General features: G+C 56.8%; 18 protein-coding genes, 1 tRNA gene and 3 pseudogenes. 8 read left to right on the plus strand and 14 right to left on the minus strand.

The window, feature by feature from the left end:
• The first annotated feature begins 34 nt into the window (after nucleotides 1-34).
• From EJ077_RS16375 to EJ077_RS16385, 3 genes are all read left to right on the plus strand, one after another.
• Nucleotides 35-271, plus strand: coding sequence for a DUF6894 family protein (locus tag EJ077_RS16375; RefSeq protein WP_208695270.1), 237 nt, complete (start codon nucleotides 35-37; stop codon nucleotides 269-271).
• Nucleotides 272-719: 448 nt separating this feature from the next.
• Nucleotides 720-902: a hypothetical protein gene (locus EJ077_RS16380; RefSeq protein WP_208695271.1), complete on the plus strand. Its 183-nt coding sequence runs from the start codon at nucleotides 720-722 to the stop codon at nucleotides 900-902.
• Nucleotides 899-1,123: a DUF768 domain-containing protein gene (locus tag EJ077_RS16385; protein ID WP_208695272.1), complete on the plus strand. Its 225-nt coding sequence runs from the start codon at nucleotides 899-901 to the stop codon at nucleotides 1,121-1,123. Before EJ077_RS16380 ends, EJ077_RS16385 begins: the two co-directional genes overlap by 4 nt.
• Nucleotides 1,124-1,406: 283 nt before the next feature.
• Here the strand turns inward: EJ077_RS16385 and EJ077_RS16390 are convergent, their stop codons facing one another.
• Nucleotides 1,407-1,655: a hypothetical protein gene (locus EJ077_RS16390; protein WP_208695273.1), complete on the minus strand. Its 249-nt coding sequence runs from the start codon at nucleotides 1,653-1,655 to the stop codon at nucleotides 1,407-1,409.
• A 109-nt stretch (nucleotides 1,656-1,764) separates the two neighbouring features.
• Between EJ077_RS16390 and EJ077_RS16395 the strand changes: the two genes are divergently transcribed.
• On the plus strand, nucleotides 1,765-2,379 hold the full coding sequence (locus EJ077_RS16395; RefSeq protein ID WP_208695274.1) for a DUF262 domain-containing protein: 615 nt from the start codon (nucleotides 1,765-1,767) through the stop codon (nucleotides 2,377-2,379).
• 136 nt (nucleotides 2,380-2,515) lie between these two features.
• The gene (locus tag EJ077_RS16400) at nucleotides 2,516-3,373 is read left to right on the plus strand and encodes an HNH endonuclease signature motif containing protein (RefSeq protein ID WP_208695275.1); all 858 of its coding nucleotides are present in this window, start codon (nucleotides 2,516-2,518) and stop codon (nucleotides 3,371-3,373) included.
• Nucleotides 3,374-3,526: 153 nt separating this feature from the next.
• On the opposite strand, the pseudogene EJ077_RS32125 reads toward EJ077_RS16400, so the two are convergent.
• Nucleotides 3,527-3,643: pseudogene (locus EJ077_RS32125) on the minus strand (IS1595 family transposase); the annotation flags it as partial.
• A complete protein-coding gene (locus tag EJ077_RS16405) occupies nucleotides 3,642-4,004 on the minus strand; it encodes an Imm8 family immunity protein (protein ID WP_208695276.1) in 363 nt (120 codons plus the stop codon). The pseudogene EJ077_RS32125 and the gene EJ077_RS16405, both read right to left, overlap by 2 nt.
• Nucleotides 4,005-4,117: 113 nt before the next feature.
• On the opposite strand from EJ077_RS16405, the pseudogene EJ077_RS32130 reads away from it, so the two are divergent.
• Nucleotides 4,118-4,201, plus strand: a pseudogene (locus tag EJ077_RS32130) (SOS response-associated peptidase); the annotation flags it as partial.
• A gap of 509 nt (nucleotides 4,202-4,710) precedes the next feature.
• On the opposite strand, the gene EJ077_RS32810 reads toward EJ077_RS32130, so the two are convergent.
• The 6 genes and pseudogenes from EJ077_RS32810 to EJ077_RS16435 all read right to left on the minus strand — a co-directional run bounded on the left by EJ077_RS32810 (nucleotide 4,711) and on the right by EJ077_RS16435 (nucleotide 7,639).
• Nucleotides 4,711-4,890 carry a Lar family restriction alleviation protein gene (locus EJ077_RS32810; RefSeq protein ID WP_367142409.1) on the minus strand — a complete coding sequence of 60 codons (180 nt, stop codon included), beginning with the start codon at nucleotides 4,888-4,890 and terminating at the stop codon, nucleotides 4,711-4,713.
• Nucleotides 4,887-5,326 (minus strand): annotated as a pseudogene (locus EJ077_RS16415) (MucR family transcriptional regulator). Before EJ077_RS16415 ends, EJ077_RS32810 begins: the two are co-directional and overlap by 4 nt.
• 89 nt (nucleotides 5,327-5,415) lie before the next feature.
• Nucleotides 5,416-6,078 carry a hypothetical protein gene (locus tag EJ077_RS16420; protein WP_208695278.1) on the minus strand — a complete coding sequence of 221 codons (663 nt, stop codon included), beginning with the start codon at nucleotides 6,076-6,078 and terminating at the stop codon, nucleotides 5,416-5,418.
• 135 nt (nucleotides 6,079-6,213) lie between these two features.
• Nucleotides 6,214-6,699 carry a hypothetical protein gene (locus tag EJ077_RS16425; protein WP_208695279.1) on the minus strand — a complete coding sequence of 162 codons (486 nt, stop codon included), beginning with the start codon at nucleotides 6,697-6,699 and terminating at the stop codon, nucleotides 6,214-6,216.
• Nucleotides 6,696-7,244: a hypothetical protein gene (locus tag EJ077_RS16430; protein ID WP_208695280.1), complete on the minus strand. Its 549-nt coding sequence runs from the start codon at nucleotides 7,242-7,244 to the stop codon at nucleotides 6,696-6,698. Before EJ077_RS16430 ends, EJ077_RS16425 begins: the two co-directional genes overlap by 4 nt.
• Nucleotides 7,245-7,480: 236 nt before the next feature.
• The gene (locus EJ077_RS16435; protein WP_127869455.1) at nucleotides 7,481-7,639 is read right to left on the minus strand and encodes a DUF1778 domain-containing protein; all 159 of its coding nucleotides are present in this window, start codon (nucleotides 7,637-7,639) and stop codon (nucleotides 7,481-7,483) included.
• Nucleotides 7,640-7,736: 97 nt separating this feature from the next.
• Here EJ077_RS16435 and EJ077_RS16440 point away from each other — a divergent pair, with 97 nt between their 5' ends.
• Nucleotides 7,737-7,943, plus strand: coding sequence for a hypothetical protein (locus tag EJ077_RS16440; RefSeq protein ID WP_127869454.1), 207 nt, complete (start codon nucleotides 7,737-7,739; stop codon nucleotides 7,941-7,943).
• 93 nt (nucleotides 7,944-8,036) lie between these two features.
• Here EJ077_RS16440 and EJ077_RS16445 read toward each other — a convergent pair whose 3' ends face one another.
• The 5 genes from EJ077_RS16445 to EJ077_RS16465 all read right to left on the minus strand — a co-directional run bounded on the left by EJ077_RS16445 (nucleotide 8,037) and on the right by EJ077_RS16465 (nucleotide 11,703).
• The gene (locus EJ077_RS16445) at nucleotides 8,037-8,318 is read right to left on the minus strand and encodes a hypothetical protein (RefSeq protein WP_208695281.1); all 282 of its coding nucleotides are present in this window, start codon (nucleotides 8,316-8,318) and stop codon (nucleotides 8,037-8,039) included.
• A 65-nt stretch (nucleotides 8,319-8,383) separates the two neighbouring features.
• Entirely contained in the window at nucleotides 8,384-9,616 is a 1,233-nt protein-coding gene (locus EJ077_RS16450) for a tyrosine-type recombinase/integrase (protein ID WP_208695282.1), read from the minus strand.
• 204 nt (nucleotides 9,617-9,820) lie between these two features.
• Nucleotides 9,821-9,910 (minus strand) — tRNA-Ser (locus tag EJ077_RS16455).
• An 81-nt stretch (nucleotides 9,911-9,991) separates the two neighbouring features.
• The gene (xerC, locus tag EJ077_RS16460; protein ID WP_208695283.1) at nucleotides 9,992-11,146 is read right to left on the minus strand and encodes a site-specific integrase; all 1,155 of its coding nucleotides are present in this window, start codon (nucleotides 11,144-11,146) and stop codon (nucleotides 9,992-9,994) included.
• The gene (locus EJ077_RS16465; RefSeq protein WP_210212117.1) at nucleotides 11,143-11,703 is read right to left on the minus strand and encodes a hypothetical protein; all 561 of its coding nucleotides are present in this window, start codon (nucleotides 11,701-11,703) and stop codon (nucleotides 11,143-11,145) included. Before EJ077_RS16465 ends, xerC begins: the two co-directional genes overlap by 4 nt.
• Before the next feature lie 10 nt (nucleotides 11,704-11,713).
• Between EJ077_RS16465 and EJ077_RS32135 the strand changes: the two genes are divergently transcribed.
• Nucleotides 11,714-12,103: a helix-turn-helix domain-containing protein gene (locus EJ077_RS32135; RefSeq protein WP_245458438.1), complete on the plus strand. Its 390-nt coding sequence runs from the start codon at nucleotides 11,714-11,716 to the stop codon at nucleotides 12,101-12,103.
• The last annotated feature ends 52 nt before the right edge of the window (nucleotides 12,104-12,155 follow it).

The raw sequence follows: 12,155 nt of genomic DNA on the forward strand, positions 1-12,155 counted from the left end.
GGAAACTTTTTCACGGTTGCCAGATTAATTGCCTATGGCCCTCTATTTCTTTGACTTTTTGGATAATGGCGTAGCTCAGCCCGACGAGGTGGGGACAGACTTATCCAGTTTCGATGCCGTTAAGCGCGAGGCCATCAGCGCCTTGGTCGATGTGATAAAGGAAGTGTTGCCGGATGGTTCCCATCGGGAGCTGTCATTCAAGGTCCGCGATGAGAAGGGCCGCCAGCTTCTGCAGGTGGCTATGACTTTTCATATTCAGATCGATTCTTAGCCCGCGACATACAAATGTTGTGTCGGGCCTCCCCCAGATAGCGTAGGGTCCTTAAGTCGCCCGAAACTGCACGGCATACGGGTCGCTTGGAAGCCAACTACGGTGCTTTCGCCCAATCTTGGGAGGAAGCAATGGCTTCAGAAATAACCCCCGATCCCATCCACGATTCCGTCGAAATAACCGAGAACCTTGGCGTTGGTTCGTTCGCGTTGTGCGGAATGGCAACGCCACAATCAAGTCGTTCGAGGTCGAATCGTATGCACGAGCCTTCGCCGAGGGCCAACGGATCGGTCTCGGCCTGCATAAACCCTCGATGGAGGGTGAGGTTCGCGAAGACGCCTGCACCGACCGTCACGGGCAATAACATTTGATATTAGGCGGCAAAATTTCGTGTGGAACTTTTTCAAGGTCATTTCTTTTTTGGCTTGTCCGGCCAAAGGAGGCTGTCATGGCGCAACGCAAGGTCGATCGGGAAAGGCTTGAAAGAGCCGATCGGGAAAGCAAGCTTGTGCTGGCTGCGGAGCGGAAGGCAAGGGCCGATAAGACCGCTCGATTGAGAGAGCAGCGGCTTAAAGCCGCGCAATTGTCCTCGCAGGAACCTAAGCCGGCGACGAAGCTTCAGCGTCAATGAGCGCGCGCGGCATCAACTTCCTGGACCAGTGGATCCAGAACAACGTTCCGGAAAACGCGAAGGCCGATGCGGTCTCGATACACGACCTAACTCACAAGCTATTTTCCGACGCTAAGGCCGTCGGCATCCGGCGTGACGAGATCGATGATGAAGTCGACAGCCTATACCGCACGTTGGTCGATTGGATAGTGCACTCCCATGATCCTGGATTGGTGGACTGATGGCTGGGTTGACCCGCAATATTAGGGAGAGCCCGGGTTAACCCGCTACCACGAAAAGCTCTGACTGATGCCGAGATTTTTTTCGACAGCCACGATGGGACGATCCTTACACGCGACAGTGACGGCTTGGAGTTCGCCAACGCGCAGGAGGCGAAGCAGGCCCTTCAGGATTTCCTGATGAGCACATTGCAGAACTCCAAGCGAAAAGACGCGGAACGTTCCGTGGTGTGGGTACTCCTCCGCGACGAAACCGGTAAGCCGCTCACCCAAGCTATCGCGGAGATCAGAGACATTTCAAAATGACCCCTACCGGAAAGCGCGGCCGTATAAAAAGCGCCAGAAACCTGCTATCCGTTAAGCGATGAGGGAAACCGTTCTGGCGATGCTGGAGCAGCACGTGCTGCGAGGCGAGCGACACATTGCACGCCAGCGGGAAATTGTCGCCGACTTCCACCACAATGGTTTCAGGACGGACTTGGCCGAAGAGCTTTTGACGCTGTTTGAGCAGATGCAACTTCTGCACATTGCTCACCGGGATCGGCTTTTAAATTCAAACTGAGACACTACCCTGTTTGTTCTGGCTTGCCTGCTCTACCGAATTGAGGAATAAATTCCGCACTAGCGGGTGGGGAGAAATGCAGATGGTTAAGCGTCTAAATCTCGACGCCATGATCAAGCGCGAAGATTTGGAAATTAGCACCACTGGGCGGGGATCAATCGGTTCGGGCGGCATTCCTGTCTCTGAGTTGCAAACCAATCGCCTGCATTATGGGCTTTTGCGAAAACCGTCCTTTCAGCGCGTGACTAATGATTGGGATATCGACAACGTAGTTACGCTTATTAAGGCCTTCAGAAATGGTAGCCTGATCCCGGCCCTTATCCTGTGGAAGTCAGATGCGGGCTATACCTTCGTGATCGACGGAGCCCATCGACTTAGCGCCTTCATCGCATGGGTAAACGATGACTACGGCGCAGGGCCAATCTCGCGTCGTTTCTTCGAAGATAAGATCCCAAAGCAGCAAAAGGACTATGCCGATGAGTGCCGGCAACGCGTCGTAAGCGAGGTCGGCAGCTACGCAGAAATCAGCACCATCCTCCAGCAAGAAAATCCGACCAGAGAGCGCATCAAATGGGCGTCCAATATCGGCAAACCGCTGGACGCTCAGTGGGTTGAGGGTGACGCAGATACCGCCGAGGATTCGTTTCTCGCCATCAATCAACGAGCCGTTGAGATCAACGAGACTGAAAATATATGATCGTCTCGCGGCGAAAGCCGAATGTAATTGCTGCCCGAGCGCTAGTCCGCGCTGCAACGGGATACGAATATTGGTCCAAGTTCGAGGAAGCGCAGAGGGAGGAAATTAAGCGCAAGGCCAAGAAATCTATGACGTCATGTTTGAGCCTGAAAATGCCGATTTGTCGCGGTCAATTGAGATGCCTATCGCTGGCAAGCCGTACTCGGCGGAAGCTCTGCGCATCTCCCTCGACTTGGTAAATTTCGCTAACGATCTAAGAGCTAAGAAAGCTCTAGATGAACTGCAAAACGATGAAGATGGAAGCAAGACCATCCGTTTTTTGGACAAGGTTCACGGCGTCGTAAAGTACCTTTCAGGTGATGGCAAAGCGAGCCTTGGGCTGCATCCATCCGTCTATTTTTGGGGTGCCACTAAGCATCATCCATCTGCCTTCTTGGCAATGGTCAGCTTTATTCAGCACCTGAATTCATCCGGCCGAATGATCGATTTCTGCTTTCACAGAGCCGAATTCGAAGAGTTCTTGGTGGCTAACGACAACATCGTCAAACACATCTTGGGCAAGTATGGTGGATGGACGAAAAGTGCGCCATCTGTGTTCGAAATGTACAAGCTGATTTTTGAGGGATTTAGGGGAGGCAAGGCTTCGAGCGCAATCCTAGCATCGCTAATTGCGGATCATCGCTTCAAAGGACTTTCCGAGGTCGTTGAGATCGAAAATTCGCCGGGTAAGCGTTTCACGAATGACAGTAGGGGCGCGACGCGGCGTCGGGAATTGTTGAGATCAGCGCTCCGCTGTCCGCTTTGCTACGCCAGATTGCCCATTTCAGCCTTGAGCGACGACCATGTCGTTAGGGTGCAAGATGGTGGGAGGGGCGATGCGGACAATGACCAGTTGACCCACCCATTCTGCAATACGGGCTTTAAGGAGTATCTGGTTTCTTCCGGACGGGAGTTCCCGCCGCGTCCCGCTTTTCTGGCAGAAGCTGCCGAATAGCACGATCAAAGGCGGCTCCCGTCTCGTCGGCTTCAAGCTCCCGAGCGGTTTGCTTGAACCGCTCGGATTGCTCTTTCTGACTAAGTGGCTTTGCCTTTTTGCTGCTTGGCTTTGGGGCGGTATTTTGAGGGTCGCCAGACGCCATATGGTGCCTCACCTCGCTTTAGTTGTTTCATAGGTCAGGCGCTTGCCAACCACGCCATCAAGGATGCGCTCGGCGCGCGCTTCATCGTTCACGCCAAGGGCTACGCGCTGCTCAGTTTGAAATTCAGAGCTTGTATTCAAATTCCCATCGCCCGACCCGCGAAAGCTCACAGGCTATCTCATCCCAGCTATTGCCCTGAGCCGAAGCGCATCGAGCGATGAGAAATTTTTCAAGTTGAAGGTGATCGAACGCCCGCATGAAAATCACGCCTTCACCAGAAAAGGCCGCTTCTGTGTGGGACCGAAGAAACCATGTCGGCGAACACACCGTGGCCGTGAAAGCATCTGAGCCTTCTTTACCCTCTTCTCCCGCATAGAAATCAATGGTGAGCGAAAAATCAGTTGGATCAGACGGACGCCATGTAGAGAGATCGAACGCGAGTTTATCGGCGTCCACAATCCTATGACCCTTATACTCCGCTTTCATGAAACTCGCTTTTCCTGCTTCTTGTAAGTCCCGCGCTTGCCCGGCTTCGGTGCAACCGCGTCCATCTTCTCGCAAAGATCGTCCATTGACCAAAGCGTCTGCGACACGCCAAGAGGCCGCCCGTCAACGCCCGCTGCGAGACCATCCCCAGCAATGGCTTGTTTCGCAAGGCCTATGCGTCCCGCCGCTGCCTGGTTCTGACAAGGAAGGCCACCGCGGCGTCGCGATCGGCGAGGCAGTGAGCCGCCACTGCTCCTGCTTCCCGGCACCCACCCATAAGGCGCAGCCGGGGATATCCCCAAGCGCTGCTGCGGCCTCGAAGGAAGCAATACCGTCGTCAATCGCCGCGTGGTCTGGCTCTTGGTGCTGGCAAGCTATCGCACGGATTTGCGGCCAATCTGGCGGCTCCCGGATCTCTTAGCCACAGCGATCTCCTCCTTCTTTCAAGTGTCTCATTGAGGCTGACATCGACGCCCGATCGGCCTTTCGTCGCGGCGATCAAATAGTCGGCCTTGTTCGTTCGATAGTCTTCTTTCTGGGCAGACATTGGTTTTCCTCCCGATCCGCAGCCTTTCTCCTCCACCGGTATGGACGGAGACACTAGCTGCCGATGCACCATGGGAGTCTACAAATTGGGGATTGTATTAAAATGGCACACTTCGCGCGCGCGTTCGGGCGGGTCGACTATGCTTGCTGGAAACGGCCGCTAGTCCCAATCCTGATCAGGTGTAGCGGGACGACGATTCCAGCTTCTAAAGGCGTTCAATTCGTCGATGCAGACCGGGCCGGATGCACCGCAGTCTTCGCATCTCATCACCGTTCGCCCTTCTGCCACGTGTGAGATCACGTCAGAGCTTGTGCAAAACGGGCAGGGCTCCGCCGTCACCGTGCCGAGCGCCTTTTGCCGCCCTTCGCCGGTTTTGCCGCGGGCTTCCGCCCGAGCCCAGTCGATTTCGCCAACGCCGAACGCTGGGCAGCATAGTTGGGCGCAACCATCGGATAGTCCGCCTTCAAACCCCACTTCTCGCGATATTCTTCCGGGGTAAGGCCATAGTGTACGCTGAGGTGGCGCTTCAACGACTTGAATTTCTTCCCCTCTTCGAGGCAGATGATGTAGTCGGGAAATACCGAACGCTTCGGATTGACGGCCGGCTCCTGCTTGGGCTGCTCCGGGACGGTCGGTTGGCCTACAACTGACAATGATGCGTGGATCGAGGCGATGAGGTCGGGCAACCCTGAAACGGGGAGGGATTGTTGCCAACATAGGCAGAGACGATGTCTGCAGTCAGGGTGATCAGTTCATCGTTGTTTTCGTCGGCCAAAGTAGTTTGCTCCTGTGTCTTGTCACCCCGCCCCTGCAGTCGCTTGTAGTGCAAGTTTGCTGACTCGCCAATGACGAGCCGACCGCTCATCAATCCGTCGATCTCGTTGCCAGTTCATCGAGGGCTTGATTGATGCGTCCACGCAACAGCCTCCGCGCCTCCCGCAGATCCATGGGGTTCGGCGGCGGAGGGTTCTTCGTGTCATGGTGACGATGGAACCAGTTCGCAGTCCGGCTAAAGCGAGTCATTTCTTGCCCCTTTTTCGCAAATCCCGCCTGCTCAAGACACTCCATCGCTTTATAGAGGTCGAACCAGCCAGGCTCGCCAGCGCAATAGTTCAACGCATGCGTCAACAGCTCGTTTTTTCTCGATGCGGCATATCGGCTTTGTGCGGCAGACGGCGCTGGCGGTGGGACGACGATGTTTCCTTCCTTGTCTCGAATAATTACGGTGAATTCGGCCGAAGGTCCGCCAAAAGAAAAGTGTGCTGTTTCAGTCCGCATCATCATATGGCGGATCAGTTTGCCGCCGCGCATTTCGGCAGCGCCATCCGGCTCAACAGCAGACTTTTCCATTATGGCTGCGACGACTCCGTTCAAGGTGCGGACTATGCCCTCGCCGACGTTGTAGGTGTCCTTGAGTGTAGAGAGATCGTCCAATTCTTTAGTCTTGAGGACGAGCAATTGGTCGCCCGAATCATGAGACATAAGTTCGACGTGAGGATCGAAGGGGGCTTGAACATCTTCAGCCAATTGTATTGGTCTGACTCGTTTGCCTTAAGCACCAACCACATCGATCGGGTCCGACTCTTTCCTCGCTCGCGCGAACGGTCTTCGATCGGTGGACGGGACGCAAGTATGCTTTGTCCCGGAGCCGAGACAGTGCATTCAGGATTGGCCGTTAGCGGCCTCGGCTGCCCGCTTCGCCCGGTGGGCCTCTAGGGCATTGCGCTTTTTCACAGCCCAAGCCTCTGCGTTGGCTTTAGCCTCCGCTTTGCGCTGCGCATGAGATCGCCGAAGGTTTGTTCCCGGGTTAGTTCCCGGTGCATGGCTCGCGGTCGAATCGTCTCTGTTCTGATCGCGCGGTCGCCATGATCCCACCTTGTCGACACCGTCTGGCGGCGGCGCCATCGTGAAGCCAGCGGTGATCCCAAGGTAGAGGGCGTAAAATTGGCGCACGTGCGGCACGGCCCGCCCTTGGTGCAACGAGTCCCATTTCGGAAAGCCTCTGCGCTCGAGCGCCGGGATCACATCGCGCTTCCACCTTGATGCGTTCTGCTTGCCGACGATTGCGATGGCTATTTCCAAGTCGGTCGCGAATAGCGGTAGCTTGTCGAGAGCAGCATTCGTGACGGTGCGAGGCTCTGGCGTCATGGCGTGCTCTCCATCCGGGCGATGCGTTCCCGCCGCAGCCGCTTCTTTCGTTGCGACGTCCAGTACGACGGATCCTTGTTAGCGAGGTCGAGTTGTTCGCCTTCAACCGAGGCGCGCTTAGCCGCGGTCATCGCCGCTTTCTCAGCGCGCTTTGCCGCTCTCGCCTCGACTTTGGCACGCGACACTAGGCGCTTCTCTTCGAGGCGTCGCTCTCGGTTTGCGGCGTCCTTTTCCTTGCGGAGACGGCGTTTTTCTTCCCGCTCGCGTTGGTTGGTGCGCAGCAAGTCCTTGTAGGAGGTATCCGCCGAATAAAACGCCACGGCGCGCGCAGAAACAGGCTTGGTTTCCGTGGCGGGCGCCCGCATGACCTGCCAAATGTCGAGAAGATCCTGCTCTGAGAATAGCACGGATCTCCCGTGCATGGAGCAGCAGCCATAACGCTTGCCGAGTGTGATAACGCCTCGCCGCGTCATCTTGAGGCGCGTCGCAGCTTCCTTTGCTGTGTAGATGGTGCCAAGGCCAGCGAATGACGGAATATCGATCATTGCGCATGAAATCCATAAAATCCTTGCGGAGTCCAGAGGGAGTACTTGCAGGTATCTGTCTTTCGGCGACTACCGATTTACTGTCGCGTTATCTCGGTAAAGCGGTATTTGACTTGGCTGCCGGCGTTTTTATATGCTCTGCAGCCTACCGAGATCGGGTGGCAGGCATTTGGAAGGCCCGGCAATGACCGCTTCAATGCCGGGGCGCGCTGTAGCGTGGTAACTGCGGCGCGCCTCTACTCTGCCTTCGGAAGGAAGCCCTTGGCCTCTAGATCGGCAACGATCAAAAGCTCGACATATGCAGATAGCGTGCGTCTATCGGCCTTGGCTGCCTTGTCCAATGCGGCTTTGACCTCGTCTGACAGCCGAATGCCGATGCTTGCTGCGCGGATCATTTTTGCTCCTGTTGAACGATGTTGAACATTGTTGTTGACGATTGTTGAACATCGTTATATAACGTTCAACATCGCAACGCAACGAGGAGTCGCAGCAATGCTTAATGCAGTTCAACCCGGCCAGGTCGTGCAGTACGGCCACAACGCGGCTAAGGCCTTCGTCTTGGCGCCTGCGCACTACCGCGGATACTGGCAACTCGAAAACGTGTATGACGACGAGGGCGCGTTCGCCATTGTAGCCGAGAAGGATCTGCGGCCTGCCGAGCTTGATGATGATGAGCGGGAGCTTTGGGGAAGGAACTGACCACTTGCACCCGCGCGCGGTCTTTGACCAGCCATAACCCAAAGCCGACGTGCCGCGCGAGGCCCGTCTCTCGAAAGGGAGGCGGGCCTTTCTCTAGGTCGACTTCGCGGTATACTTCTTTCTGCCCACAATTTTTGTCCCGCACCAGGGACAATGGCTGATTGCGACGCCATTATCTCTTGCGAAATATCCTTCGCTTGTGACGGGCATCATATAGAACGAGTTGTTCCCTTCGCTCGCAAAATTGCTGACGAAGATAAATTTATCATCGTCCACGGCAGCCTTAAGCAGTGTGCAGCAGTTAGGTGCCACATCCCACTCGAAGTTGCCACCAACGTGATCTTTGCTTTGATCGAATTCCATTTGGTCGGCCATGCGACTCTCTCCGCAGCAGGCTATCATCGTGCCATGCCGATGGGCACAGCGAAAGCCGATTTTGACTATCGCCTCGGCCCGACCAGCAATTCGGTGGCGGGCTTCGCGCCCTCTAAAATCAAATCAGCCCATATCTGGGCGAGTTCCCGGCGCCGCTCTAAGTGCAGAGCGCGATTGTAGGCACCCTCTACCTTATCCTTCGGAACATGGGCCAGCATCAGGTCAATCACTGGCTTGTCTGGCCGGAACCGCTCGTTCATGACTGATGAGAACGTGGCTCGCCAGCCGTGCGGGACGTGCTTGCTGTGATAGCCCGCGCGGTTGAGAAGGTAGCCGATGGCATTCTCGCTCATAGGCTTGTGCGCATGGCGAGAGTTGGGGAAGGCGAGGGGACCGCGGCCCGTTATTGTGCGCAGCGCGTCGATCGCCTCAACGGCCTGACGAGACAGCGGCACAAGATGGTCACGTGTCTCGTCGTCCTTGTGCTGAAGGCGCAATTTCATCCGTTCGGCGGGAACCTGCCAAAGTTCGCTCCCGGCAGGCCACTCGCTCCATGGCGTTGTCGCTAGCGTGCCAGGACGCACGGCGGTCAAAGCGAGAATGCGGAGCGCAAGCTTGGTGACGGGGTGCGCTGTTTCCGCCTCCGCCTTGGCAAGCATTTCGCGCGCCTTATCCAGATCAGTGATGGCCGGCTGTTTGCCCTTCTTCATCGGAGCCATGGCTTTTTTGACCATGGCTGCAGGATCGTTGTCGGCTAGGCCGGAGGCCACCGCATAGACGAACACGGCGGACATGCGCTGCCGGACGCGGCGTGCCGTTTCTTTAGCGCCGCGCTTTTCGATCGGCCTCAAGCATGCCAGCACATCGGCGGCAGAAATGTCTCTTATTGGCGAGCTGCCAAGCGTGGGGAAGATCTCCGCTTCAAGGCTGTCGATGACATCGGACGAGTGGCGGGCAACCCACTGCGCCTTATTCAACTCGTACCATTCGCGCGCGATGGCTTCGAAACTGTCGTCACCGCTCACCGCGTTCAGCTTGCGGATCTTCTTTGCAACGCCAGGATCCTTGCCTGCGCGCAACTGCGCACGGGCCTCATCTCGAGCTTCGCGAGCCGCTGACAATGTGACTTCAGGGTAGGGGCCGAATGACAGCAGTTTCTCCTTGCCGCCAAACTGGTATTTCATCCTCCAGAGCTTACCGCCCGAAGTGGCAACGACCATATGTAGGCCACCCGAGTCGTAGAGCTTGTACGCCTTGTCGCGCTTCTCAGCCTTTCGAGCTGCCATGTCAGTCAGCATGCTACTGCCCCGCAGTCGTATTCAATTCGAATCCCACTTTACCCCATATACCCCACTCTGCAAGATGCGATACCCCACATGATACCCCGCGAGGCATGAGATTGATTGCTATCACGTGGGATTAGATGGGATAACAGAAAGGCGTCAAAGCCTTGCCTGTCAACGGTTTGTTCGTACTATCTGGGGCTGTTTGGGAATGCGAAGTGGCGGAGGGAGTGGGATTCGAACCCACGGTGAACTTGCGCCCACGCCGGTTTTCAAGACCGGTGCCTTAAACCGCTCGGCCATCCCTCCAAGGCTTGATTTGGTTAGCTTTTCTGGTTTTTTCCGCCGCCCGAAAATGGCTGCTGCTACCGAATTGCTACCGAACGCCTTTTAGGCCTTCGGCTTTACAGCCCGCCTGATCGCTTCGTCAACCTGTTCCGCAGCATTGGCCTGCATTCCAGGCATGACATGCGAATAGAGGTCGAGCGTGATGGCGATCGTCGAGTGGCCAAGCCGCTCCTGGGCGATCTTCGGGTGGATGCCGGCCGCCAGCATTTGCGTCGCATGGCTATGGCGCAGATCGTGAAACCGGATCCGCTTCAGCTTCGTCTTGGCAAGGACGCGCACCCATTCATGCGTCAGCGAGCGCGGCTGCAGCGGACTGGCGTCAGCCTGAGCGACGACGAAAGCGTCGTCGTCGAGCCTGACGCCGAGCCGCAAGTTCTCTTCGGCCTGGCGGACGCGGTGGCGCTTTAACTCCTCGACCACAGTCGACGAAAGGTCGACGACGCGGGCATGGCCCGACTTCGTCTCCTTGTAGCGCACCGCGCCCTTGATCTGCTCGGCCGTCTCGACGACCGACAACTGGCGATGGTTGTCGCCAAGCTCGACGTTTCGCCAGCGCAGAGCGACGATCTCGCCGCGGCGAAGTCCGCACATCACCGCCAGCAAGACCGGGATGAACATTCGCGTCGGGCGAAGTGCGTCAAGCAGCTCGGCCGTCGTGCCGGCCTCATAGGCCGTCATCGACTTCCGCTCGACCTTCGGCGGCTTTGATGCCGTGGCGGGGTTCTTGGCCAGCATCTCCCAGGTCACGGCCTGGTTGAGGGCCTTAATCAGCACCCGGCGCATGTGATGGACGGTGCGCGGCGAGAGGCCGCCCTTGCCGTCGCGGCGCCCCGATTCGAGCGCCTTGGTCCACGCGGCATCAATCTTCTCGGTCTTCAATTTCGAAATCACGACCTGGCCGATCAGAGGGACGATATTTTTCGTGGCCAACTCGGTATAGCGCTCCAGCGTCTTGGGCGAGACGCTCGATTTTTCATGCTTCAGCCAGCGATCGAGATAATCGGCGAGGGTGGTTTTGTCGGGCTCGAGATAGACACCGTGCTTCATTTCCGTGACCAGCCTGGCGCACTCCTCCTGCGCCTGACGCTTGGTGCCGGTGAAGCTGTGCCATTTCCGTCGGCGCTTGCCAGCTTCGGTGTATAGGTCGAGAACGATTGCCCACTTGCCCGGGCTGCGCTCTGTGATGTGCCCTTTCATTTGCGCTTCCTCGCCCTCATTTCCTGTGCCCGTTTATTGACATCGTCGAGCGTAGCGGGGGAGCGCTCAGCGACGTGACCAACGCGGCTCTTGACCCACCTCATCAATGAATCATTGCTTGTGCCGGCATGGCGCGGCAACGACAGATCGGCTGATTTGACATCTAGCCAGATAGCATCAGCTACGGTGTCCCGCATGTATTGCTGGACCGCTTCGATATCCTCTTTGGAGGCGGATGTTTTGATATTGGGAGATGTGTCTCCCTCTGGCCTCACAACTTCCAAAAGCCGGTTGATTGTTTTTACGGCTTGGTCAAACCAAGCCGGATCGTCTAGCCAACTCAAACGGCTAGCGATGCCGCCGACGCCGCTCCAACTGATCGCAAGGGCGATCGTCCTCATCATTAAATAGGTCTGCTCATCGCCAAAGTGCTCGGCAATCTTGTCATCCAGTTTGAACGATTGAACCAGCCGCGTCTGGATTTCTTCCGACAGGGTCACAGGCCGGAGCAACCTGGTGCTGCTCTCGGCGGCAGCTTCCTCCAGTTTCGCCTTCAATTCGGGAGCCATGCGCGAAGAAAAGACGACTGAAGGCGCGCCTGCTGCGTTCTGCGGTTTTGGCTTTGGGCCTCTCTTTGCCACGGGCGTTCCCACCTCTCGAATTAATTCTTACAATTTGTTGCATGGCGGAGTTGTCACCGTCAAGGACGGCGCGGTATCAAATCTTACAAATCGTAAGGCAGAGGACCGAAACAAAATGAAAAGCGCATCGAGCGAACTTCTCGTGATGACCGTTCCTGAGGCTGGCGCCAAGTTGGGCCTCGGCCGCAATGCGGCGTACGAAGCGGCGGCCAACGGCGAGATCCCCACGATCCGCATCGGCAAGCTCATCAAGGTTCCGAAGGCGGCGCTTGAGCGCATGCTGGAGAATGTCTCGACCAGTCGCCGCTTCGCTTAGGGAGCGCGATCCAGATGCGAGGGGTAAGAATGACGGCCGCGGGCTCGGCCGA

This window comes from Mesorhizobium sp. M8A.F.Ca.ET.057.01.1.1 (assembly GCF_003952565.1).
In the GTDB taxonomy this organism is placed as follows: Bacteria; Pseudomonadota; Alphaproteobacteria; order Rhizobiales; family Rhizobiaceae; genus Mesorhizobium.